Here is a 23,196-nt window from a genome sequence, read left to right as displayed (position 1 = left end):
CACCGATCGCGAGGATTGACCCGGGTGGACTCCACCGAGCTTCGTATTGCCGCCGTGGTGCCGTGCCACAACGAAGAAGCGTCCGTCGCCAAGGTCGTCGCCGACCTGCAGGCCGCCGTGCCGGGAATCGTCGTGTACGTCTACGACAACCTGAGCACCGACCAGACCGCCGAGCGCGCCCGCGCCGCCGGGGCGATCGTGCGCCACGAGTACACCAAGGGCAAAGGCAATGTGGTCCGCCGCGCCTTCGCCGACATCGAGGCCGATGTCTATCTGATGATCGACGGCGACGACACCTATGAGGCGTCGGCCGCGCCGCTGATGATCAAGACCCTGCTCGACGGCCCGTACGATCACGTGCTCGGCGTGCGCAGGCAGGACGAGAGCGGCTCGGCGTACCGGGCCGGCCACGAGACCGGCAACAAGGTGCTCAACGGCGTGGTCGGCAAGGTGTTCGGCGAGAACGTCGAAGACATGCTGAGCGGGTTCCGGGTGTTCTCCCGCCGGTTCGTGAAGAGCTTCCCCGCGGTGTCCCGCGAATTCGAGATCGAGACCGAGCTGACCGTGCACTCGCTGCACCTGCGGGTGCCGCGGACCGCGGTGCCGGTCGATTTCCGCGACCGCCCGGCGGGCAGCGAGAGCAAGCTGCGCACCTATCACGACGGGCTCAAGATCCTGGCGCTGATCATCGGCCTGGCCAGGCACGAGCGGCCGGTCATGTTCTACGGCCTGTTCGGCACGCTGAGCTGGCTGGTCTCGATCGTGCTCAGCATCCCGATCGTGGTCGAGTTCTACAACACCGGCACGGTGCCCCGGTTCCCGACGCTGTTCCTCGCCTTCACCCTGCTGCTGCTCGGCAGCCTGGCCTGGACCGCGGGCCTGATCCTGGACGGCATCCGGCGCTCGCGGCACGAGGCCGCGCGGCTGGTGTACCTGCGCTACTCCGCGGTGAGCGCGGACGACTTCCATCCGAACGGCAACGGCGGTGACGCCAGCACCGGCGGAGACCGGCGGTGACCACCTCGGCGGAACGCGCCACAGCCGAAGACAGCGAATCCACCCCGGCCCCGGACGACACTGCTCCGGCAGCGACCAACGGCACCGCGAAAGCCGTGTCGGTCAAGACTTCCGAATCCGGATCGGCCCGTGATTTCGCGAGCCGGCTGGTGACGCGCCTCGGTGGCGCGACGATCGCCTTCACCGTGCTCGTCGCCATCTTCGGCGGACTGTTCACGGTGCTCACGCCGGCCTTCTGGGGTCATGACGAGATCACCCAGTTCGGCCGTGCCTACCAGGTCGCGCACGGCGGGCTGCTGCCGCAGAAGATCCACGACGATCGCGGTGTCGCCTACGGCGGCGACGTCCCGACCAGCATCACCGCCCTGATGGGCTACGCGCTGCGGGACTACACGACCAACCCCGAAGAGCCCGGCTCGATGGTCGAGGACCCGAGCGCGTACGACCGGCTCGGCGGCGCGGCGGTGTCCGACCGCAGCGAACCGGTCTGGTTCACCAACACCGCGGCCTACTCGCCGGTGCCGTATATCCCGGCCGCCATCGGCATCCGGCTCGCGGAGCTGTTCGGCCTGGACGTCGGCGGGATGATCGCGCTGACCAGGCTCGCCGGACTGCTCGCCTACGTTTCCGTGGTCGGCTTCGGCCTGTACGCGCTGCGCAAGCACCGGGTGCAGTGGCTGGCGTTCACCGTCGCGGTGCTGCCGATCGCGGTGTTCCAGGCGGGCACCGTCACCGCGGACACCATGACCAACGCGCTGGCCATCATGGTGTCGGCGCTGCTGGTGAAGGCGCTGTTCCTGGGCGACCGGCTCGGCCGCGTGGAAACCGGCGCGCTGCTGGCCGCGACGATCCTGCTGCCGATCAGCAAGCCGACCTACGTGCTGCTGGCGATGCTCGTCGTGCTGGTGCCCGCGGACCGGCTCGGCTTCACCGGCTGGAAGCGCGGAATCCCGTGGGGCTTCGCGGCACTCGGCGGCCTGGTCTTCGCGGTCTGGATGAAGATCGCGGCGCCGACCGGCGACGGCATGGGCCTGATGCGCCCGGAGCACCAGTGGCATTCGGTGAAGCCGGGCGAGCAGTTGCGCGGAATCCTCACCGACCCGGGGCATTTCATCAACGTGTTCGGTGAGAGCATCGCGCTGCGCGACGAGCGGTGGTTCAGCCAGTTCTTCGGCGAGCTCGGCTTCGCCTACATCGACGTGCCCGCGCTGACCATGCTGGCCTGCCTGTTCGCCTTCGCGGTGAGCATCGGCGTGGCGGATCGGATGACCGCGGCGACGTTCCGGCGGACGTTGCTCGTCGCGCTGACCGTGGCGGCCAGCGTGGCGATGATCTACGTGACGCTGTACATGTCGTTCACGCCGGTCGGCTACTACATCATCGACGGGGTGCAGGGACGCTACTTCGTGCCGCTGGCGATCGTCGCGTTCGCGGTGCTGCTGCGCTGGATGCCGTTGCGGCTCACCAACGTCGCGGGCCGGACCCCGACGCTCGGCCCCGCCGTGACGGTCATCGTGGCCACCGTGATCGCGCTGATCGGCGCGGTCTGGAAGTACTACGACATCGTCTGGGGCTGAGCTAGAGGGTCTGCTCGCCCGCGGCCACGTAGGCCCGCTCGGTGACGGCTTTGTCAGGGCGCCACCAGGATTCGTTGTCGCGGTACCACTGGACGGTGGCGGCCAGGCCGGCCCGGAAGTCGGCGTAGCGCGGAGCCCAGCCGAGTTCGGTGCGCAGCAGCGTCGCGTCGATCGCGTAACGCTGGTCGTGGCCGGGACGGTCGGTAACGTGGTCGAAGTCGTCCGGGTCGCGGTCGAACGCCTCCAGAATCATCCGCACCACGGACTTGTTGTCCAGCTCGCCGTTGGCGCCGATCAGGTAGGTCTGCCCGATCCGCCCGCGCTCCAGGATGTCCCAGACCGCGCGGTTGTGGTCCTCGACGTGGATCCAGTCGCGCACCTGATGACCCGCGCCGTAGAGCCGGGGGCGGACGCCGTCGATCAGGTTGGTGATCTGGCGCGGGATGAACTTCTCCACGTGCTGGCACGGCCCGTAGTTGTTACTGCAATTGGACAGCGTGGCGCGGACGCCGAACGAGCGGGTCCAAGCGCGCACCAGCAGATCACTCGACGCCTTGGTGGCCGAGTACGGGCTCGACGGGTTGTACGGCGTCTGTTCGGTGAAGGCGGGCGCGTCCGGGGTGAGATCGCCGTAGACCTCGTCGGTGGACACGTGGTGATAGCGCACGTCATAACGGCGCACGGCCTGCAGCAGTGAATAGGTGCCGACAATATTGGTCTGCACGAACGGCCACGGTTCGGCCAGCGAGTTATCGTTGTGTGATTCGGCGGCGAAGTGCACGACCGCGTCCACTCCGCTGACCAGTTCGTCGACCAGATCGAGATCGGCGATGTCGCCGTGGATGAAATCGATCCGATCAGCCACCGAGTCCAGGGATGCCCGATTTCCGGCATAGGTCAACGCGTCCAGAACCGTTACGGTGGTGTCGGGACGGTCGACAATGGTCTGCTTGACGAAGTTGGCTCCGATGAATCCGGCTCCGCCGGTGACAAGCAATCGCACCCCATGAACCTTACGTCCACGGGCGCGGTGCGGCAGGATCCAGTCCAGGTCAGTCGAACTCGGCGGTTCCGCCACAGTTGCGCTCTGTGACCTTGGTCTCTTACTGTGCAGTAGAACTAGGACGCCCAGTCCGATTCGGCGGTGAAACCCGCACCTAGAGTGCATATTTCCGCGACCCCACCATGCCATGGGTCTCTTTGGTGAACAAAATTTGAATAAAAGGTCACAACCGGTTCACCACTCGTTAGCTGGTCTAGATTTCGATCGTCTAGTCCCCTCCGAACGCTTCACATCGAGGTTCTCAACAAAATGCTGATGAGGAAATTCGCCGCTACGTCGGCCCTGCTGATCGCCGCGCTCGGCGTCACGGCAGGCACCGTCAACGCGGCGCCGGCCGTCGAGGACGCGCCGATCAACTTCACTTCCCAAGCCACCGACACCCAGTCCATCATCTCGATCGACTCCGGCTCGATCGTCGTCGAGGACGAGGCGCTGAAGATCAAGGCTGCCAACGGCACCACCGTCGCGGGCACCCCACTCAAGTTCCGCCTGGACGATTTCGAGTTCCCGCTGGCCGCCGACATCTCCGGCCGCACCGCGACGCTGACCCCGCAGCTCGAAATGGACAAGGCCACCTATAAGCCGGTCGCCCTGCCCTTCGAAGACAAGGCGCCGTGGAAGACCGAGTACGACCGTGAGCAGGCGGCGTTCAACCGCATGAAGGACACCATCGCCATGGGCGCCACCATCGGCACCCTCACCGGTGGCCTCGGCGGCGCGGCGGTCGGTTGCGTCCTGGGTGGCGCGCTCGGCGGCGTGATCGTCGGCGGCACCATCGTCGGCCTGTTCGGCCCGTTCGTCGGCGGCATCATCGCCGGCTGCCTCGCCGGTGCGGCCGCTGTCGGCGCGCTCGGCACCATCGCCGGCCAGATCTTCGTGACCGCGCCGGTCGCGATCGGTGCGGTTATCCAGTACTTCACCACCATCAACCAGCCGTTCGTCGCCCCGAAGTAATTCGGCGAACGACGCTGCGACACAACTGAACTCGCACAACCATCAGCGAGCCAGGAGCCCCGCCGGCGACTGCCTAGGCGGGGCTCCTTCCCGATCCAAAGCCGGTCCCCCGCCTGCTGAACGCAACTGACAGAGGACTAAATCAATGCTTATCAAGAAGTTTGCCGCCACCTCGGCGCTGCTAATCGCGGTGCTCGGCGTCACGGCGGGCACCGTCAACGCGGCGCCGGCCGAGTCTGCCGAAGCGCCGATCAACTTCACCTCCCAGGCCACCGACACCCAGTCCATCATCTCCATCGACTCCGGCTCGATCGTGGTCGAAGACGATGCGCTGAAGATCAAGGCGGCCAACGGCACCACCGTGGCCGGCACCCCGCTCAAGTTCCGCCTCGACGAGTTCGAGTTCCCGCTGGCCGCCGACATCTCCGGCCGCACCGCGACGCTGACCCCGCAGCTCGACATGAGCAAGGCCACCTACAAGCCGGTCGCCCTGCCGTTCGAGGACAAGGCGCCGTGGAAGAACGAGTACGACCGTGAGCAGGCCGCCTGGTCGCGCATGACCTCCACCATCTCCATGGGCGCCACCATCGGCACCCTGGTCGGCGGCCTCGGCGGCGCGGCCGTCGGTTGTGTTCTCGGTGGCGCGCTCGGCGGCACCATCGTCGGCGGCACCATCGTCGGCGGCACCATCGTCGGCGGCACCATCGTCGGCGGCACCATCGTCGGCGGCACCATCGTCGGCGGCACCATCGTCGGCGGCACCATCGTCGGCGGCACCATCGTCGGCCTGGGCGGCCCGTTCGTCGGCGGCATCATCGCCGGCTGCCTCGCGGGCGCCGCCGCGATGGGCGCGCTCGGCGTGATCGCCGGTCAGATCTTCGTCACCGCCCCGGTCGCGATCGGTGCGGCGATCCAGTACTTCACCACGATCAACCAGCCGTTCGTGGCGCCGCCGGCCGCCAAGTAGCCGAAAGCAGTACTGGCACAACCGAATATCACCGCGAAACCCCGCTCGGCCGTCGGCCGGGCGGGGTTCGTCGTGTCCGGGCATGCGCGAGCCCCGTCCCGGCCACAAGCGGAACGGGGCTCGCCTGGACAGGCCGGGCCGCTTACGCGGTCCGCGCCTGTTGGCCCTCCTCGATCCGTGCCCGGACGAAGCGCGACACCCGGGCCAGCGCCGCCCGGCTCTCCGGCAGGTTCGGCGCGATGCTCATGAACGCGTGTACCTGGCCGCGCCAGAGCTCCACCGCGTTCGGCACGCCCGCCGCAGTGAGCCGCTGCGCCATCAGCTCGCAGTCGTAGCGCAGCACCTCGTCCTCGGCGGCGATCAGCAGCACCGGCGGCAGGCCGGCCAGGATCCCGTTCACCGGCGACAGCAGCGGATCGAGCTTGCCGTCGATCTCCGCGCCGATGCGCACCACCGCCTCCAGCGCGAGCAGCGGGATGTACGGGTCGCGCCGGACGTTGACATGAGTTCGCTTGGCCGCGTAGTCCAGATCGAGCAGCGGGCTCAATCCGACCAGTCCGGCCGGCGCGGGCAGACCCACCTCGATCGCGCGCAACGCGGTGGCGAAAGCCAGGTAGCCACCGGCGGAGTCGCCGGCGAAGACGATCCGGCTCGGGTCCGCGCCGTGCCGCAACAGCCAGCGGTAGGCGGTGAGGCAGTCGTCCACCGAATTGGTGATCCGCTTGCTCGGCAGCTGCCGATAGTCGACGTTCACCACCGGCAGCCCGGTACGCCGCGCCAGGCTCGCCGCGACCGGCCGATGGGTACGGAGCCCACAGACCGCGAATCCGCCGCCGTGCATGTACAGCAGGGCACCGTGCCGCAGTGCCCTGGCCGCGCCTGCGGGGCGCAGGATCTCCATCCGGAAACCGTTGAGCGACACCTGCTCCCGATCGATGCCCGGCGGCTCCGGGCGCAACCTGGCCAAGGTGTCGATGGCGAGCGCGCCGATCGGGATGGTCGCGCGGGTGATCGGCGCCGCGCGCAAGGCCGGCCGGACGACGCCCAGGCAGGCCGCCAGCACCAGGCGCGCGGGAGCACTCAGATTTTCCGGGTTCATCACATTGCCGGGCTCGCCGACGCTGGTCGCTGCCATCGCGCACCTACCTCACCAACTGGCGCGCCGAGCCACGACCGAGGGTCCCAGGCGAGCTGTCGGCGCTGACATCTCACACAGTGTCGTTTCAGAACACCATGCGCTGTGTGACCTAAGCAACAGAATCACCGAATCGGCGGCTCCCGAAACCGCGAACGCCGATTCCGTAATCAATTCGACGAGCACTCGGAACCTCGCCGACGCCGAGCACCGCCCCGAATGGCAGACTCCTGGTCATGCGGGGAATCATCCTGGCGGGTGGCACCGGATCCCGGTTGCATCCGATCACACGCGGGGTCAGCAAACAGCTGGTCCCGGTCTACGACAAGCCCATGGTCTACTACCCGCTGTCCACCCTGATGCTGGCCGGCATCCGCGACATCCTGGTGATCACCACGCCCGAGGACGCGGACGCGTTCGGCAGGCTGCTCGGCGACGGCGCGCAGTTCGGCCTCGCGATCAGCTACGTGGTGCAACCCGAGCCGGACGGACTGGCCAGGGCCTTCGTGCTCGGCGCCGACCACATCGGCACCGACGACGCGGCACTGGTGCTGGGCGACAACATCTTTCACGGCCCCGGCCTCGGCACCACCCTGAACCGCTTCGCCGGGATCGACGGCGGCGCGGTGTTCGCCTACCGGGTGTCGGATCCGACCGCCTACGGCGTGGTCGAGTTCGCCGACGGCCGCGCGGTGTCGATCGAGGAGAAACCGAAGACCCCGCGCTCGAACTACGCCATCCCCGGGCTGTACTTCTACGACAACGACGTGCTCGAGATCGCCCGCACGCTGCGCCCGTCCGCGCGCGGCGAATACGAGATCACCGACATCAACCGGGCCTACCTGGAACAGGATCGGCTGCGCGTCGACGTGCTCGCCCGCGGCACCGCGTGGCTGGACACCGGCACCTTCGACTCGCTGCTGGACGCCGCCAACTACGTGCGCACCATCGAGGAACGGCAGGGCCTCAAGATCGGCGTGCCCGAGGAGGTGGCCTGGCGGATGGGCTTCATCGACGACGAACAGCTGTGCAAGCTGGCTGAACCGCTCGCCCGCTCCGGCTACGGCAGCTACCTGCTCGACATCCTCGAACGCGGCCGGGACTGGTGAGCATGGAGTTCAGGGAACTCGCGGTGCCCGGCGCCTGGGTGATCACCCCGCGGCAGCTCGGCGACGGGCGCGGCATGTTTCTGGAGGGGTTCAAGGCCTCGGAGTTCGAGAAGGCCACCGGCCGCGCGTTCGATCTGCGGCAGGTGAACTGTTCGGTCTCGGCGGCGGGCGTGCTGCGCGGCATCCACTACACCGAGGATCCGCCGGGGCAGGCGAAGTACGTAACCTGTGTGCGCGGAGCGTTTCTCGACGTGGTGGTCGATCTGCGGCCGGGCTCGCCGACCTACGGCCGCTGGGACAGTGTGCTGCTCGACGACGTGGATCGGCGCTCGATGTTCCTGTCCGAGGGTCTGGGGCACGCGATCCTCTCGCTGGAGGACGACTCCACCGTCACCTACCTGTGCTCGCTCGAGTACACGCCCGAATTCGACCGGGACATCGACGCTTTCGATCCGCGGCTGGGTATCGACTGGCCGACGGTCGGACGCGACGGCAGCCCGCTGACCTTCATCCGCTCGGCGAAAGACACTGCGGCGCCGCCCTTTTCCTGAACACGGCAAAAGGCGATGGGCACCACCGTTCGGTGGTGCCCATCGCCTTTCTTGCGTCAGCTGTGCGGGGTCAGCCGACGAGTTCCAGCTCCGGCTCCGGCTTCGCGGCCACCTCGGCCTGCTTGCCGCGCTTGCCGAAGAAGGCCGAAAGCGCAACCAGCGCACCGACGATCGAGACCGCCGCGGCGAACATCAGACCCGGCCGGTAGGTGTCGAGCATCGCGGTGGGCGAGGTGTCGCCGTGCGTGCCCGACGCGATGATCGCGGTGGTCACCGCGAGCACGATGGCCGCACCGACCTGCATGGAGGTCTGCAGCACGCCGGCCGCGAGCCCCTGCTCGTCGTCGTCGATCCCGTTGGTCGCCTGAATGTTGATGGCGGGGAAGCCGACCCAGCCGATGCCGATCAGCATGATCGCCGGCAGCAGCATGGTCCAGTACGACGGATCGGTGTCCAGCCGCAGGAACAGCAGGTAGCCGACGGCCATCACGGCCATGGTGACGCCGATGATCGGGCCGGTGCCGAACCGGTCGACCAGCTTGTCCGAGAAGACCGCCGACAGCGCGACCATCAGGCCGACCGGCAGCAGCGCCATCGACAGCTTCAACGGCGACCAGCCCAGGGTGTCCTGCATGTACAGGGTCACGATGAACTGCCAGCTGAAGTAGGAACCCGCGACCGCGACGATGGCCAGGCTGGCGCGCACCAGCGACACCTTGCGCAGGATGCCGAGCCGGACCAGCGGGTGCTTGACCCGCTTCTCCACCGCGATGAATCCGGCGAACAGCACCAGCACCGCGGCGAACGAGCCGAGCGTGCGGGCCGAGGCCCAACCGGCCTCCGGCGCGGTGACCACGGTGTAGACCAGCAGCAGCATGGCGGAGGTGGACAGCAGCGCGCCGAACAGGTCGTGACCGCCACCCTCGGCGGGCTTGTCCTTGGGCACCAGCACCCACGCGGCGGCCAGCGCGGCCAGCGCGATCGGGACCGGCAGCAGGAAGGTCCAGCGCCAGCCGACGCCGGTCATCAGGCCGCCGAAGAGCAGGCCGGACGAGTAGCCACCGGCACCGAACACGGTGTAGATGGACAGCGCCTTGTTGCGGGCCGGGCCCTCGGCGAAGTTGGTGGTGATGATCGACAGACCGGTCGGCGCGGTGAACGCGGCGGCCAGGCCCTTGATGAACCGGGTGAGGATCAGCAGCGGTCCGGAGCTCACCAGACCACCGGCGAGCGAGGCGATGGCGAAGACCGCCAGCGCGATGAGGAAGACCTTGCGGCGCCCGAACAGGTCGGCCGTGCGGCCACCGAGCAGCAGCAGGCCGCCGTAGCCGAGGATGTAGCCGCTCACCAGCCACTGCAGGGTTGAGGTCGAGAGATCGAGTTCGTTGCCGATGGACGGCAGCGCCACCCCGATCATCGACACGTCGAGGCCGTCGAGGAACAGCACGATGCACAGCGTGATCAGCATGCCCCAAAGGCGGGTAGTCCATCTGGTCGGATCGGTCGCGGAAGCGGCCGCCAGGGTTGCTGGTGAAGTCATGCGGGATACGTTACATGCGTGCGCATTAAATGCCAACACATTTAATGCAGTTGCATAGACGTCCCTCGATCACTAGGATGGGGCCATGTCGAACCCGTCGACAATCGAGACAGCCCGCCGCACCGTCGCGCAGACCGGGCTGATTGGCGAGTGGCGCGAGCTGCTCGACCGGCACGCGACGGTGAGTTGCGCACTGGAAAAAGCGCTACAGGGACAGCATCAGATCGGACTCAGCGAGTTCGAGACCCTGGACCGGCTGATCGACGCCAACTGTGGCGACTATCGAATGAGCGATCTGGCCAACGACATCTACCTGAGCCAGAGCGCGCTCTCGCGCGCGGTGGCCCGGCTCGAACGCGACGGCCTGGTGTCGCGCACCATGTGCACCGACGATCGCCGCGCCGTGTTCGTCTGCCTCACCGAGAAGGGGCGCGAGGTCTACGACCGCGCGCTGCCCACCCACCGCGCGGTACTGACCGAGACCTGGGGCTCGCCCGGCCAAAAGTGCTGACCCGCAACGCCGTCCGGCGTCGCGATCACACGCTGCAGCTGCCGCGGGCCTCTTCGATGCCCGCGCGCGCGTCCACCGCGACCGCGCCCAGGCTCGCGAAAGCCTTGCGGTACCGGTCGATTTCGTTTTCCTTGTCCAGGTAGACCGGACCGGTGAAGGCCTCGACGTAGACCACCGGCGGTTCGGGCTGCTCGCCGACCCGCAGCTCGGGGAACTCGAGCATGACGAACCGGCCCGAGTCCATGCCCTCGTGGTAGCCGGAATCCGGTGGCACCAGGCGGATTCGGACGTTCGGCAGGTCGCACATGCGGCGCAGGTGCTCCAGCTGTCCGGCGGCCACCTCGGCGCCGCCGATCCGCCGCCACAGCACCGATTCGCTGATCACCGCGTCCAGGTGCATCGGCGAATCGGGGCGGGTGACCAACGTCTGCCGCGCCATCCGCAGCTGCACCCGGCGGTCGACCTCGTTGGCCGGCATCTCCGGTCGCGCGGCGCGCAGCAGCGCGCGGGTGTAGGCCTCGGTCTGCAACAGGCCGGGCACCAGTTCGTTCTCGTAGGTGGACAGCCGCGAGGCCGCCTCCTCCAGGCCGATGTAGACCTCGTAGCCCTCGGCGATCACGTCGCCGTAGGCGGTCCACCACCCGCGCGCCTTGGTCTCCCTGGCCAAGGCCGTGAGCGGTGCGATCAGGTCGGTCGGCGCGCCGTAGACCTTGCACATCGCCTCGACGTCGAGGCTGCGCAGTGAGGTCTGGCCGGTCTCGATCCGCCAGATCTTGGCCTCCGACCATTCCAGCTGCTGCGCGGCCGTCCTGGTGGTCATCCGCGCCCGATTACGCAGATCCCGCAGGTGCCGCCCCAGCTGCCGTCTCGGCATCGTCGACCCAGTGGTCCCCGCCGGTAAAGCCATGGTTGTTCCCCCCTCGTTGCCGTGCGCCGGTCGCACCGAACCCGTCACGAGTTCGTCATGGCGACCATCCCTACCAGATGCCGCTCGTCGATACCCCGGCATCCAAACAGCATTGTTTCACAGCGAATCGGACAAAGGTCACGATCGGTGGCGCAGCTAGGCCGTTGGCCTCGCAACGTCAAAAGGGTTTGGCGGGACGCGTTTCGGTTCGCTACCTGCGCGAGCCGCCCTTGCGGAAGCGCCAGAACTGCACCGCGCGAACGTCTTCGGAGAGCTGGTTGACCGGCTCCGCGACATCGGACAACGCCTGGAACAGATCGTCGGCCAGCTCGCTGATGTGCTCCATCCGGGTCGCCAGGCGCGAGGCGTTGGCCAGGAATTCCAGGATCAGCCGCACCGCGGCCGCGATGGTCAGCCCGAGCGGCACCCCGATCAGCGCCGCGAGCACCCCCAGCACCGCCGAGACCCGCCACATGGACACGGTCAGCGCGATCGGCACCGCGAAGGCGAACACCAGCCCGAGGATGTAGACCAGCGGCAGCAGCGTGCGGGTCGCGGTGCGGCGGAACTGCACATCGAGCAGACCGCGCGCCGCCTCGACGCTCCACTGACCGAACGCGCGCGGGCTCTCGAACGGCTCCGGCGGCGGTTCCTCGGCGACGGCGGCGGTCCGGGAGAATCGGCGCGCGGCCGATTCCTTCCAAGTGATCCACCGCGATTCGGCTTCGTACTCCTCCGGGTTCGGCAGCTCACTTCCCCTGCCGGTGCCGTTGGACTCATCACTCATGGTCGAAATCCTCCCCGTAATCGCACATCCGAGCCAGCCGAGAAACTCGCCGCGACCACACGAGTCCCATCATCCACAGCCGTCTCACCGGAACGGCACAGCGAAAGAACAGGTCAGCGGCCGAAAGTAGCGGCGGGACAACAAGTCCTGGACAGTTCGAGCAACGTCATAGCAATTTGCTTTCAAGCACGGCTGAAAGAGACGTAGCCAACAGTCCTGAAGAAGTTTTGAAGATCGCGTAACACTGCGGACAGCCCGCACCGATACGCCCCATGAAGATGCAGGACCCAGATCTACCGGGGAATGGAGAGAACAGTGCGCACCACGTTTCCGACTTCCGTCTCGGCGGCCGCAATGACCGCCGCTGCGCAGGACTACACCCAGCGCGGATGGACGGTCGCAGAAACGGCCAACGGTCTCTGCCTGATCACCGATGACGACCTTTCCGCCATCGAGGTCAGCGGCGAGCTGGCCGGCGAAGTTCGCCGCTTCCTGCGGGCGAACAACCTGTCCGGGCCGGTCATCGAGCTGCCCGGCGCCGAGCGTCGCGAGATCCACTTGGTCACCGGCGTCCGCAAGGCCGCCATGGCACTCGAGGCGCTCACCGCCGCCGGTGCCGTTGTCTACACCGACGGCGCGGGCGTCCCGCTGCCGCCCACCCAGCTCTCGGCCGGTTCGGCCTGCTGGAGCGTCGCCCCCGCCGAGGCCCGCTGGGTCCCGCCGGTCGTCGCGATCAGCGCCGCCGTCCGCGCCGCGACCGCCCGCAAGGGCTCGCAGCTGACCAGCGTCGCCTGCTGAGTAGTTGACGACGGCCGGGCCCTCCGCCCGGCCACCACGACCGATATCCGGCTGACGCCGACGGTATCGGTCGTTTTATTTTGAGCGGTCCACCGCAAATCGCCCGTTCTCTTTTCAGCACAGCGCCGACGCGGGAGGATGGGGCATGGCTCCCATCACGGATTCCCGCAACCTGTTGCGCACCTGCCCGCTGTGCGAGGCCGTGTGTGGACTCGAAATCACCCTCGATGCCGACGACCACGTGACCTCGGTCCGCGGCGACAAGGCGGATCCGTTCAGCAAGGGCTTCCTCTGCCCCAAGGGGGCGAGTTTCGGCACCCTCGACGAAGATCCGGATCGGGTGACCGAGCCGATGATTCGCGATCGCGCGACCGATACCTGGCGGACCGCGTCCTGGAACGACGCCTTCGATCTCATCGCGGAACGTTTCCCGGCGGTCATCGCCGAACATGGAAAACAGGCCGCGGCAGCCTATTTGGGCAATCCGAACGCACACACCGTGGCGGGCGCGCTGTACGTGCCCGTATTACTGCGTGCACTGAGCACCAAGAACCTTTTCTCCGCCAGCACCGCCGATCAGATGCCCAAGCAGGTGGCCAGCGGGCTGATGTTCGGCGATCCGCTGACCGTGCCGGTGCCGGACCTGGACCGAACCGACTTTCTGCTGATGCTCGGCGCGAACCCGCTGGAATCGAACGGATCGCTGTGCACCGCACCGGATTTCCCCGGGCGACTGAAGGCATTGCAGCGCCGGGGCGGCCGGTTCGTGGTGGTCGACCCGCGGGTCACCCGGACCGCGAAGCTGGCCGACGAGCACCTGTTCATCCGGCCGGGCAGCGACGCGTATCTGCTGTTCGGCATCGTGCACACGCTGTTCGCCGAGCAGCTCACCGACGTCCGGGTCGAGGTCGACGGGCTCGACGAACTGCGCACGGCCGCAGCGGCATTCAGCCCGGACTCGGTGGCCCTGCGCACGGGGATACCCGCGGCGACGGTGATTCGGCTGGCCCGCGAACTCGCCGCCGCGCCGACCGCGGCGGTCTACGCCAGAATCGGCACCTGCACAGCGGAATTCGGCACCATCACCCAGTGGCTCGTCGACGCGATCAACGCGTTGACCGGCAATCTGGACCGTCCCGGCGGCGCCATGTTCGCCAGCGCGGCGGCGGGCGGGATCACCCGCAGCCGGCCGTTCCGGCTCGGGCGCTGGACCAGCCGGGTCCGTGAACTACCCGAGGCGATGGGCGAACTGCCGGTCGCCACCCTGGCCGACGAGATCCTCACCCCCGGCGAGGGGCAGATCCGCGCGCTGGTGACGGTCGCCGGGAACCCGGTGCTGTCCGCGCCGAGCGGCGCCCGCCTCGACGCCGCGTTCGCCCAGCTCGACTTCATGGTGAGCGTCGATCGCTACCTCAACGAGACCACCAGGCATGCCGACGTCATCCTGCCGCCGCCGCGGCCGGTGCAGTCGCCGCACTACGACTTCGCCCTGTTGCAGTTCGCGGTGCACAACTACGCGCGGTACTCCCGCCCGCTGGTCCCGCTCGGCGATCGGCCCTCGGAATCGGGGGTGCTGGCCCGGCTCGCCGCGGCGGTCTCCGGCATGCCGCACGAGAGCGCGGACGGGGTGGACCCGCTCACCGGCGTGGACGAGCTGATCATCGCGGGCACGTTGCAGAAGGCCGGAATGCCCGAGCGGCGCGCCGAATTGGTGGGCCTGGACACCACCGAACAGCGCCTCGACCTGATGCTGCGCCTCGGCCCCTACGGCGAGTGGAACGGCGGAACACTGAATCTGCAAGTGCTGCTGGACAACCCGCACGGCATCGACCTCGGCCCGTTGCAGCCGCGGCTACCCGAGGCGCTGCGGACCGCGTCGAAGCGGGTGGACCTCGCGCCGCAGCCGCTGCTCGACGACGTGTCCAGGATGCGGGCCCGGCTGGCCGACCTCGCGCCGGACGTGGTGCTGATCGGGCGCCGCCAGCTCCGGTCGAACAACAGCTGGATGCACAACATCGGCCAGCTGGTGAGCGGCTCGAATCGCTGTACGCTGCACATCAATCCGGCCGATGTGGCCCGGCTCGGCCTCGGCGAGCACGCGGTGGTGAAGTCCGCCGCGGGCACGCTGACCGTGCCGCTGGAGCCGACCGACACGATCATGCCCGGGGTGGTGAGCCTGCCGCACGGCTGGGGCCACGCGGACAGCACGCAGACCGTCGCCCGGCAGCACGCCGGCGTCAATGCCAATGTGCTGACCGATGATTCGGTGGTCGACGTGCCCTCCGGCAACGCCATCTTCAACGGCGTCCCGGTGACACTGAACCCGGCGTGAGGCACGCGCCGACCGCGCGCGGATCGAGCCGGCCGTCCGGGTAATCATCCCGGCCGGTCGGCTTGTTGTCGAAACCCGGAATCCCTTGCGCTAACTACGCATTCGGTGCATTCTCAACGTTGGTTTCACAGTTTTTGCCAGGCCGAACGGACTAAAATGGACAGGATTTCGGTTTAGTCGCGAGCTCAGCGTCGACCCGCGCGGATCCGGATTCCGGCGACCAGAGGGTGGCGAAGATGCCCGGTACACAGTGCGGCAGCGACGGCGAGCACGAGCTACAGGAGCGGTACGGCACGCAGGAAAGAGCTGCTCGCTTCTATAACGACCAGGTGCTGGAGCAGCTGAATCCGACGATGATCGAATTCATCGGCCGGATGGAGATGGCCTTCATCGCCACCTCGGACAAGCACGGCGAATGCGATTCCAGCTTCCGCGCGGGCGAGCCCGGATTTCTGCACGTCATCGATGAACGCACGATTGCGTACCCCGAATACCGCGGCAACGGCGTGCTGGCCAGCCTGGGCAACATCCTGGAGAACCCGCACGTCGGGATCCTGCTCATCGATTTCGTCCGCGATCTGATCGGCCTGCACATCAACGGCTCGGCCCGGATCATCCCGGACGCCACCCTGCGCAAGTCGACCCCCGGCCTCCCGGAGAACCTCAAGGGCCGCACCGCCGAACGCTGGGTGGTGGTCGACATCGAAGAGGCCTACATCCACTGCCGCAAGCACATCCCGCACCTGGTGCCCGCCGAGCGCGAGCGCCGCGACTGGGGCACCGACAACGTCCGCGCCAAGGGCGGCGACTACTTCGGCGCCAAGGCCGAGAGCGGCGACCGATCCGGAGCACTGGTCCCCCACTGACCCGGCCCGCGGCGGCTAGTGGATCTTGAAGATCACCAGGCGCTGGACCACGAAGTTGATCACCGTGGCGGTGCCCTGCGCGATCACGAAGGCCAGCAGCTGACGCCAGACGGCGTCGGGCAGCGCCTCGTAGAGCACCGCGTTGATACCCACCTGGACGGCGAAGGTGACCGCGTAGAGGATCACCACGGCGATGAACCGGGCCCGGCTCGGCGGGGCCTGGAAGGTCCAGCGCCGGTTGATCAGGTACGCCGTCGTGGTGCCGACGATGAAGCTGAGCGACTTGGCCACCTCACGGGGCAGCCCGAGCAGGTTGAACAGCAGGCTGTACAGCCCGAAGTCGACGATCGCCGACAGGCCGCCGGTCAGGGTGAACCGGACGATCTGGGTCTTCAGGTCGACGTCGGTACCGCCCGGCTCGTCGACCAGGGGGAGCTCGGCCGGGAGCGGCAGGTGGGGTTCGGCATGCACGCGACGAGCGTAGCGGGCGCTAAACCGATACGTAGATCACTACTCCGGAGTAAGCGACATCGACCGGATGTCCGGTCATACCTGTAGCCTCTATGCCGATGTCCACGAAAGCTCCGACCGCCACCACGACGACCGGTAACGAGAACGGCACCACCGTCACAAACGCTGGGGCCGACGCCGGGAACGCGTTCGCATTGCCGACGCAGACCCGCACGTTGACCGGGTGGGGTCGCACCGCACCAACCTCATCCGAAGTGCTCTCGACCGGTGATCCCGAACTGATCGCCAAGGCTGTGGCCATGGTCGCCGAGGACAATGACTCGAAGCCCCCGCAGCTGCGCCGTGGCGTGATCGCGCGCGGCCTCGGCCGCTCCTACGGCGACCACGCGCAGAACGCCGGCGGCCTGGTCATCGACATGACGGCGCTGAACAACATCCACCGGATCGACCGCGATACGCGGATCGTGGACGTGGACGGCGGCGTCAGCCTGGACCAGCTCATGAAGGCGGCGCTGCCGTTCGGGCTGTGGGTCCCGGTGCTGCCGGGCACCCGGCAGGTGACCATCGGCGGCGCCATCGCCTCCGACATCCACGGTAAGAACCATCACAGCGAGGGCAGCTTCGGCAACCACGTGCGCTCGATCGATCTGCTGACCGCCGACGGGCAGGTGCAGCACATCACCCCGAAGCGCAACGCCAAGCTGTTCTGGGCGACCGTCGGCGGCAACGGGCTCACCGGCATCATCCTGCGCGCGACCATCGAGATGACGCCGACCGAGTCGGCCTACTTCCTCAACGACGGCGTGAAGACCACCACGCTGGACGAGACGATCGCGGCGCACAGCGACGGCAGCGAGGCGAACTACACCTACTCCAGCGCGTGGTTCGACGTGATCAGCCCGCTGCCCAAGCTCGGCCGGGCCACCATCACCCGCGGCCGACTGGCCAAGGTCGACGAACTGCCCAAGCGCCTGCGCAGCAAGCCGCTGAAATTCGATGCGCCGCAACTGATGACGGTGCCGGACATCTTCCCGAACTGGACCATGAACAAGCTCACGCTGCGGTCCATCGGCGAGGCGTACTACGCCATGGGCGGCAACTACACCGGCAAGGTGCAGAACCTGACCCAGTTCTATCACCCGCTCGACATGATCGCGGAGTGGAACCGGGGCTACGGTTCCAACGGCTTCCTGCAGTACCAGTTCGTGGTGCCGACCGAGGCGGTCGAGGAGTTCAAGCGGATCATCATCGACATCCAGGGGTCGGGGCACTACTCGGCGCTCAACGTGTTCAAGCTGTTCGGCGCGAGCAACCCGGCGCCGCTGAGCTTCCCGATGCCGGGCTGGAACATCTGCGTCGACTTCCCGATCAAGCCGGGGCTCAACGAGCTGGTCAGCGAGCTGGACCGGCGGGTGCTGGAATTCGGCGGGCGGCTCTACACCGCGAAGGACTCGCGGACCACCGCGGAGACCTTCCACAAGATGTACCCGCGGATCGACGAGTGGATCAAGATCCGCCGAAGTGTCGATCCCACAGGCGTTTTCATGTCCGATATGGCGAGAAGGCTGGAGCTGCAGTGATCAATGCCGTAGGTAACCCGCAGGCCATCCTGCTGCTCGGCGGGACCTCCGAGATCGGCCTGGCGATCTGCGCGGAATACCTGAAGAAGGGGCCCGCGCGCATCGTCCTGGCCGCACTGCCGAACGACCCGCTGCGCGAAGCGGCCGTCGCCCAGATGACGGCGGCCGGCGCGAGCCAGGTCGACCTGATCGACTTCGACGCGCTCGACACCGACGGCCACCCGAAGGTGATCGACGCGGCCTGGGACGGCGGCGACATCGATATCGCCATCGTCGCGTTCGCCCTCGACGGCGATCCGGAAGAGCTGTGGCAGAACCAGCGCAAGGCCGTGCAGGTCGCCGGAATCAACTACACCGCATCGGTTTCCGTCGGCGTGCTGGTCGGCGAGAAGATGAAGGCGCAGGGCTTCGGGCGGATCATCGCCATGTCCTCGGTCGCCGGTGAGCGGGTCCGCCGCTCCAACTTCGTCTACGGCTCGACCAAGGCCGGCTTGGACGGGTTCTTCCTCGGACTCGGCGAGGCGCTGCGCCCGCACGGGCCGCGGGTGCTGGTGATCCGGCCGGGCATGGTGCGCACCAAGTTCTCCGCGCACGTCAAAGAGGCGCCGCTCACGGTCGACAAGGAAGACATTGCGGTGCTGGCGGTTTCGGCCGCGCAGAAGGGCAAGGAGCTCATCTGGGCACCGGGTACGTTCCGCTACGTGATGATGATCCTGCGCCACATTCCGCGCCCGATCTTCCGCAAGCTCCCCATCTGAGTTTCTCCCCCGGAGCCGCACCTCGAGCCGACCCCGCACCTGTCGCGTGGGTCGGGAGGTGCGGCTTTTTCGTTTCGCCACGACGACATGCGTTGCCACATCCGCCGCCGGACCTGGCAGCATGATCGCCGATCGTCCGTGCGAATGCCCAGCCCGAGTGAACCCGGAGATGCCATGCGAGTAAGCCGAGAATGCCGCAGCACGGCGTGCCCCTCGCACGTCGCCGGAGCCGGTCGATGACGGCCGTGATCGAGGAGCAAGGCGCGACGCCCGCTCCGGTGCGCGGACGCGGGTCTCGGCTGGCCGCGCACATCGGGTCCGGTGTCGGTGAGGCCGTGCTCGCTGCGCTCGTCGCCATCGTGGTGACCGCCGTGGGGCTCGTCGCGTTTTCGCTGGTGCACTGGCCGGCGTTCAACTCCTCCAACGTGACTCGGGCGCTGACCACGGTCGGGCAGGTTGTCGCCGCGGTGTTCGTGGTCGCGGCGATCGCGCTGACGCGGATGCGGCCGGGAAAGTGGTTCGCTCGGCCGTGGGTGGCGAAACTGCTGTCCTGGGTGGGCATTTCGACGTTCGTCACGTTCACCCTCGGCATGCCGTTGGCCGCGACCAAGCTGTACCTGTTCGGGGTGTCGGTGGACCAGGAGTTCCGTACCGAATACCTGACCCGGCTCACCGATTCCGCGGCGCTGCACGACATGACGTACGCGGATCTGCCGCCGTTCTATCCGGCCGGATGGTTCTGGATCGGCGGACGGGTCGCCAACGTGCTCGGGATGGACGGGTGGGAGGCGTTCAAGCCGTACGCGATCGGCTCGATCGCGGTCGCCGCGGTGGTCTCGCTTGTGCTGTGGTCCAAGCTGATTCGCGCGGACTGGGCGATCGCGGTCGCCGCGTCGACCACCGCTCTCACGGTCGCGTATGCCGCGCCGGAGGCGTACAGCTCGGTGATCGTGATCCTGCTGCCGCCGGTGCTGGTATTGGCGTGGGGTGCGCTGCATCGGCCGGAGGAATCCTCGGCCACCGCCGGCGGTTGGGGCGCGGTGATCGGCACCGGACTGTTCCTCGGCCTGGCCGCGACGTTCTACACGCTGTACGCCGCCTTCGCCGCCTTCGCCGTCGCGCTGCTCGGGCTGGTGGCGGCCGGGCTCGCGGTGCGGGAGCGGTCCGCGGCCGGTCATCCTCGGCGGGCGCGCACGGCCGACGGCCCGGCTGGTCCGGCGTGGCGGGCGGCGTTCGCGCCGTTGGCGCGGCTGGTGGTGATCGCCGCGATCGCCGCGTTGGTCGCGCTGATCGTGTGGTTGCCGATTCTGCTGAAGGCGCTCCACGGTGTTCCGTCGCGGTCCGGTTCCGCGTTCCACTATCTGCCGGAGTCCGGGTCCGAGTTGCCGCTGCCGATGGCGGAGTTCTCGCTGCGCGGGGCGTTGTGCCTGGTCGGCGTCATCTGGCTGGTGGTGCGCGCGGCCTCGTCGCGACGGGCGCAGGCGCTGGGCATCGGCGTGGTGGCCATCTATCTGTGGACGCTGCTGTCGATGCTGGCGACCGCCGCCGGGACCACGCTGCTGTCGTTCCGGCTGGAACCCGTCCTGCTGGTGCTGCTGGCCGCGGCGGGCGCGTTCGGCTTCGTCGAGGGTGCCTGGGCCGTCTATCAGGCCTTGGGCGAGCCGGCCAACTTCCGCGTCGCGGCCGTGGCGGTCGCCGTCGTCGGCGCGCTGGCGTTCACCCAGAACATCCCGCACATCCTGGCGCCGGAGATCACCACCGCCTACACCGACACCGACGGCAACGGCATCCGTGCGGACCAGCGCCCGGCCTCCGCGGTCGCGCAGTACGGCGAGGTGGACAAGGCCATCACCGCGCAGACCGGACGGCCGCGCTCGGACACCGTGGTGCTGACCGCCGACACCAGCTTCCTGTCCTTCTATCCCTACTACGGCTTCCAGGCGCTCACCTCGCACTACGCGAACCCGCTCGCCGACTTCGCCGGCCGGGCCGCGACCATCGAGGGCTGGAGCAAGCTGAAGACCTCGGGCGCGCTGCTCGACGCGCTGGCCGCCAGCCCGTGGCGCGCTCCGGACGCCTTCCTGTTCCGCAACGGCGGCGACACCTACACGCTGCGCCTGGCCAAGGACGTCTACCCGAACGATCCCAACGTGCAGCGCTACACCGTCGCCTTCCCCAAGGATCTGTTCACCGATCCGCACTTCACCACCACCGATATCGGCCCGTTCACCCTGGTGGCCGTCCGCCGATAGCAAGCTCGAATAAAACAGGGCAGAAGCGCTTCTCGACCTGCGCTTCTGCCCTGTTTTCGTGCTACCGCCAGACCTCGTTGCCAGGCATAACACAGCCTATTTGGGTAGCGTAGGCGGCTGAGTTGAAGCTAGTTACAGGAGCTGTTTGCAGGTGGTACAGGCACGACAGGTCGATCTGGGCACGCAGGACGGGTCGGCGGTAGGAATCGCGGACAGAGCCCCGGCCGCGACCGACGTGCACACCACCGAGACGCCGGCCCCCGTTCGCCGGCGCCGACTCCCCCGCCTCCGGATCAATCGGTCCGACTTCGTCGTGACCGTGGGTTATCTCGCGCTGGCGATCGTGGTCCTGTCCGGGCAGTGGCGCAACACACAGAGCGGATACCTGATCAAGAGCGGTCAGGACCAGACCATGTGGGAATGGTTCTTCGCGGTCACCGCGCATTCGGTGGCGCATCTGGAGAACCCGCTCGGCACCACGCTGCAGAACTTCCCGGCCGGGGTGAACATGATGGCCAACACGGCCATGTTCGGGGTCGGGGTGCCGCTCACGCCGATCACCCTGCTGTTCGGGCCGACCGTCACGTTCGTGCTGGTGCTGACGCTCGGCCTGGCCACCACCGCGCTGGCCTGGTACTGGCTGTTCTCCCGCGAGCTGGTCGAGTCGAGGAGCGCGGCCGCGATCGGCGGGCTGTTCTGCGGTTTCGCGCCCGCGATGATCTCCCATGCCAACGCGCATCCGAATTTCGTTGTGCTGCTTCTGCTTCCGATCATGGCCGGGCTGTTGATCCGGATGGCCAGGCGCGCCGTCGCCGGTGCGCCGCGCTGGCGCGTGCGCGATGCCGTGCTGCTGGGATTTCTGGTGGCGCTGCAGATCGCGCTCGGCGAGGAGCCGCTGCTGATCTTCGCGCTGTCCTTCGGACTGTTCACCGTTGTGTACTACTTGCACACACCCCGCCAGGGCCTGCGCGTGCTGCGCGGAATCACCCCGGCGATCGTCCTGGCCGGATCGATCGCCTTGGTGCTCACCGTGATTCCGCTGTGGTGGCAGTTCTTCGGGCCGCAGAGTTACCGCTCGATCGATCACGGCCCGATGGGCAACGACCTGAAGGCGATCACCCAGTTCCCGTCCGAATCGCTCGGCGGGATGTTCCTGCCCGGGCAGTACGTCGCGATCAACGAGACCGAGCAGAACGCCTACTTCGGCTGGCCGCTGCTGCTGGTGCTGGCCGCCACCGCCGCGCTGCTCTGGCGCGAACGGGTGGTGCGGGCCGCGGTCGTGGTGATCGCGGTGTTCGGCGTGCTCTCGCTCGGCGCGGTCGCCATGTTCGGCAAGCGCGACACCGGCATCGCCTTGCCCTGGCGCTGGGCCGAACACGTCCCGCTGCTGAGCACGGTGCTGGAGACCCGGCTCACCATGGCGGCGATCCCGGCCATCGCGGCGGTGCTGGCCCTGGCCAGCCAGCGGGCGATCGGCTGGTGGCGCGAGTCGCCGATCGACTGGCGGCCGCTGGCCTGGTTCGGCGCGCTGCTGTTCGCCCTGGTTCCGTTGGTCCCGACGGCGCTGCCGGTGGTCCAGCGCCCGCCGACGCCCGCGTTCTTCGCCGACGGCACGGTCAGCCACTACGTGAGCGGCGGGTCGGTGGTGATGGTGCCGCCGTCGCGGCCGATGGACGCGGGCGCGCTGCGCTGGCAGACCGACGCCGGCTTCGACTTCCCGCTCGCGGGCGGCTATTTCGTCGGCCCGGCCAGCACGCAGAAGAAGGGCATCTACGGCCCCGAGTTCCGGCCGACCACCGCGCTGCTCGTGCAGGCGCAGGACACCGGCGCGGTGCCGCCGATCACCGACGAGGTCCGCGTCGAGTTCCGGGACGACCTGGAGTTCTGGCACGCCGACGCGCTGGTGCTGCCGCCGACCAGGAACGCCGACACGCTGCGCGGCACCGTGACCCAGCTGCTCGGCTTCGGCCCGACACGGATCGATGGCGTGTGGGTCTGGGATGTTCGCGCGGTGGGGTAGC

At 68.0% G+C, this 23,196-nt stretch carries 20 protein-coding genes; 14 read left to right on the top strand and 6 right to left on the bottom strand.

Annotated elements, in window-relative coordinates:
* Nucleotides 1–24: 24 nt before the first annotated feature.
* Both F3087_RS05565 and F3087_RS05560 read left to right on the top strand, forming a co-directional pair.
* Entirely contained in the window at nucleotides 25–1,017 is a 993-nt protein-coding gene (locus F3087_RS05565) for a glycosyltransferase (RefSeq protein ID WP_150400623.1), read from the top strand.
* Complete coding sequence (locus tag F3087_RS05560) at nucleotides 1,014–2,594, top strand: DUF2142 domain-containing protein (protein WP_150400622.1); 1,581 nt, start codon at nucleotides 1,014–1,016, stop codon at nucleotides 2,592–2,594. The genes F3087_RS05565 and F3087_RS05560 overlap by 4 nt, the downstream gene beginning before the upstream one ends.
* A 1-nt stretch (nucleotide 2,595) precedes the next feature.
* Here the strand turns inward: F3087_RS05560 and rfbB are convergent, their stop codons facing one another.
* Nucleotides 2,596–3,597 (bottom strand): dTDP-glucose 4,6-dehydratase, encoded by a 1,002-nt coding sequence (gene rfbB, locus F3087_RS05555; protein WP_150400621.1) that lies wholly within the window; start codon nucleotides 3,595–3,597, stop codon nucleotides 2,596–2,598.
* Nucleotides 3,598–3,906: 309 nt separating this feature from the next.
* Here rfbB and F3087_RS05550 point away from each other — a divergent pair, with 309 nt between their 5' ends.
* Nucleotides 3,907–4,611, top strand: a complete 705-nt coding sequence (locus tag F3087_RS05550; protein ID WP_150400620.1) for a hypothetical protein — start codon at nucleotides 3,907–3,909, stop codon at nucleotides 4,609–4,611.
* A gap of 145 nt (nucleotides 4,612–4,756) precedes the next feature.
* Complete coding sequence (locus F3087_RS05545) at nucleotides 4,757–5,578, top strand: hypothetical protein (RefSeq protein ID WP_150400619.1); 822 nt, start codon at nucleotides 4,757–4,759, stop codon at nucleotides 5,576–5,578.
* A gap of 142 nt (nucleotides 5,579–5,720) precedes the next feature.
* Here the strand turns inward: F3087_RS05545 and F3087_RS05540 are convergent, their stop codons facing one another.
* Nucleotides 5,721–6,713 carry an alpha/beta hydrolase gene (locus F3087_RS05540; protein ID WP_150400618.1) on the bottom strand — a complete coding sequence of 331 codons (993 nt, stop codon included), beginning with the start codon at nucleotides 6,711–6,713 and terminating at the stop codon, nucleotides 5,721–5,723.
* 236 nt (nucleotides 6,714–6,949) lie between these two features.
* On the opposite strand from F3087_RS05540, the gene rfbA reads away from it, so the two are divergent.
* Together rfbA and F3087_RS05530 are read left to right on the top strand one after the other, a co-directional pair.
* Nucleotides 6,950–7,822, top strand: coding sequence for a glucose-1-phosphate thymidylyltransferase RfbA (rfbA, locus tag F3087_RS05535; RefSeq protein WP_150400617.1), 873 nt, complete (start codon nucleotides 6,950–6,952; stop codon nucleotides 7,820–7,822).
* A 2-nt stretch (nucleotides 7,823–7,824) separates the two neighbouring features.
* Nucleotides 7,825–8,373: a dTDP-4-dehydrorhamnose 3,5-epimerase family protein gene (locus tag F3087_RS05530; RefSeq protein WP_150400616.1), complete on the top strand. Its 549-nt coding sequence runs from the start codon at nucleotides 7,825–7,827 to the stop codon at nucleotides 8,371–8,373.
* Between the two features lie 70 nt (nucleotides 8,374–8,443).
* Here F3087_RS05530 and F3087_RS05525 read toward each other — a convergent pair whose 3' ends face one another.
* A complete protein-coding gene (locus F3087_RS05525; RefSeq protein ID WP_223884834.1) occupies nucleotides 8,444–9,913 on the bottom strand; it encodes an MFS transporter in 1,470 nt (489 codons plus the stop codon).
* An 85-nt stretch (nucleotides 9,914–9,998) separates the two neighbouring features.
* On the opposite strand from F3087_RS05525, the gene F3087_RS05520 reads away from it, so the two are divergent.
* A complete protein-coding gene (locus tag F3087_RS05520; protein ID WP_150400615.1) occupies nucleotides 9,999–10,424 on the top strand; it encodes a MarR family winged helix-turn-helix transcriptional regulator in 426 nt (141 codons plus the stop codon).
* A 25-nt stretch (nucleotides 10,425–10,449) separates the two neighbouring features.
* Here the strand turns inward: F3087_RS05520 and F3087_RS05515 are convergent, their stop codons facing one another.
* On the bottom strand, nucleotides 10,450–11,298 hold the full coding sequence (locus F3087_RS05515; RefSeq protein ID WP_223884833.1) for a helix-turn-helix domain-containing protein: 849 nt from the start codon (nucleotides 11,296–11,298) through the stop codon (nucleotides 10,450–10,452).
* Between the two features lie 244 nt (nucleotides 11,299–11,542).
* Nucleotides 11,543–12,118: a DUF4282 domain-containing protein gene (locus tag F3087_RS05510; RefSeq protein ID WP_150400613.1), complete on the bottom strand. Its 576-nt coding sequence runs from the start codon at nucleotides 12,116–12,118 to the stop codon at nucleotides 11,543–11,545.
* A gap of 315 nt (nucleotides 12,119–12,433) precedes the next feature.
* Between F3087_RS05510 and F3087_RS05505 the strand changes: the two genes are divergently transcribed.
* From F3087_RS05505 to F3087_RS05495, 3 genes are all read left to right on the top strand, one after another.
* Entirely contained in the window at nucleotides 12,434–12,916 is a 483-nt protein-coding gene (locus tag F3087_RS05505) for a hypothetical protein (RefSeq protein WP_150400612.1), read from the top strand.
* A 145-nt stretch (nucleotides 12,917–13,061) separates the two neighbouring features.
* The gene (locus F3087_RS05500; RefSeq protein WP_150400611.1) at nucleotides 13,062–15,248 is read left to right on the top strand and encodes a molybdopterin-dependent oxidoreductase; all 2,187 of its coding nucleotides are present in this window, start codon (nucleotides 13,062–13,064) and stop codon (nucleotides 15,246–15,248) included.
* A gap of 236 nt (nucleotides 15,249–15,484) precedes the next feature.
* The gene (locus F3087_RS05495; protein ID WP_150400610.1) at nucleotides 15,485–16,114 is read left to right on the top strand and encodes a pyridoxamine 5'-phosphate oxidase family protein; all 630 of its coding nucleotides are present in this window, start codon (nucleotides 15,485–15,487) and stop codon (nucleotides 16,112–16,114) included.
* A 15-nt stretch (nucleotides 16,115–16,129) separates the two neighbouring features.
* Here the strand turns inward: F3087_RS05495 and F3087_RS05490 are convergent, their stop codons facing one another.
* The gene (locus tag F3087_RS05490; RefSeq protein WP_150400609.1) at nucleotides 16,130–16,585 is read right to left on the bottom strand and encodes a GtrA family protein; all 456 of its coding nucleotides are present in this window, start codon (nucleotides 16,583–16,585) and stop codon (nucleotides 16,130–16,132) included.
* 92 nt (nucleotides 16,586–16,677) lie between these two features.
* On the opposite strand from F3087_RS05490, the gene F3087_RS05485 reads away from it, so the two are divergent.
* The 4 genes from F3087_RS05485 to F3087_RS05470 all read left to right on the top strand — a co-directional run bounded on the left by F3087_RS05485 (nucleotide 16,678) and on the right by F3087_RS05470 (nucleotide 23,195).
* On the top strand, nucleotides 16,678–18,165 hold the full coding sequence (locus F3087_RS05485; protein WP_223884832.1) for an FAD-binding oxidoreductase: 1,488 nt from the start codon (nucleotides 16,678–16,680) through the stop codon (nucleotides 18,163–18,165).
* The gene (locus F3087_RS05480; RefSeq protein WP_150400608.1) at nucleotides 18,162–18,923 is read left to right on the top strand and encodes a decaprenylphospho-beta-D-erythro-pentofuranosid-2-ulose 2-reductase; all 762 of its coding nucleotides are present in this window, start codon (nucleotides 18,162–18,164) and stop codon (nucleotides 18,921–18,923) included. Before F3087_RS05485 ends, F3087_RS05480 begins: the two co-directional genes overlap by 4 nt.
* Nucleotides 18,924–19,159: 236 nt before the next feature.
* Entirely contained in the window at nucleotides 19,160–21,175 is a 2,016-nt protein-coding gene (locus tag F3087_RS05475) for a galactan 5-O-arabinofuranosyltransferase (protein ID WP_150400607.1), read from the top strand.
* Between the two features lie 151 nt (nucleotides 21,176–21,326).
* On the top strand, nucleotides 21,327–23,195 hold the full coding sequence (locus tag F3087_RS05470) for a glycosyl transferase (RefSeq protein WP_150400606.1): 1,869 nt from the start codon (nucleotides 21,327–21,329) through the stop codon (nucleotides 23,193–23,195).
* The last annotated feature ends 1 nt before the right edge of the window (nucleotide 23,196 follow it).

It is taken from the genome of Nocardia colli (genome assembly GCF_008704205.1).
Taxonomy (GTDB): domain Bacteria; phylum Actinomycetota; class Actinomycetes; order Mycobacteriales; family Mycobacteriaceae; genus Nocardia; species Nocardia colli.
This window is presented reverse-complemented; position numbering and strand designations above follow the sequence as displayed.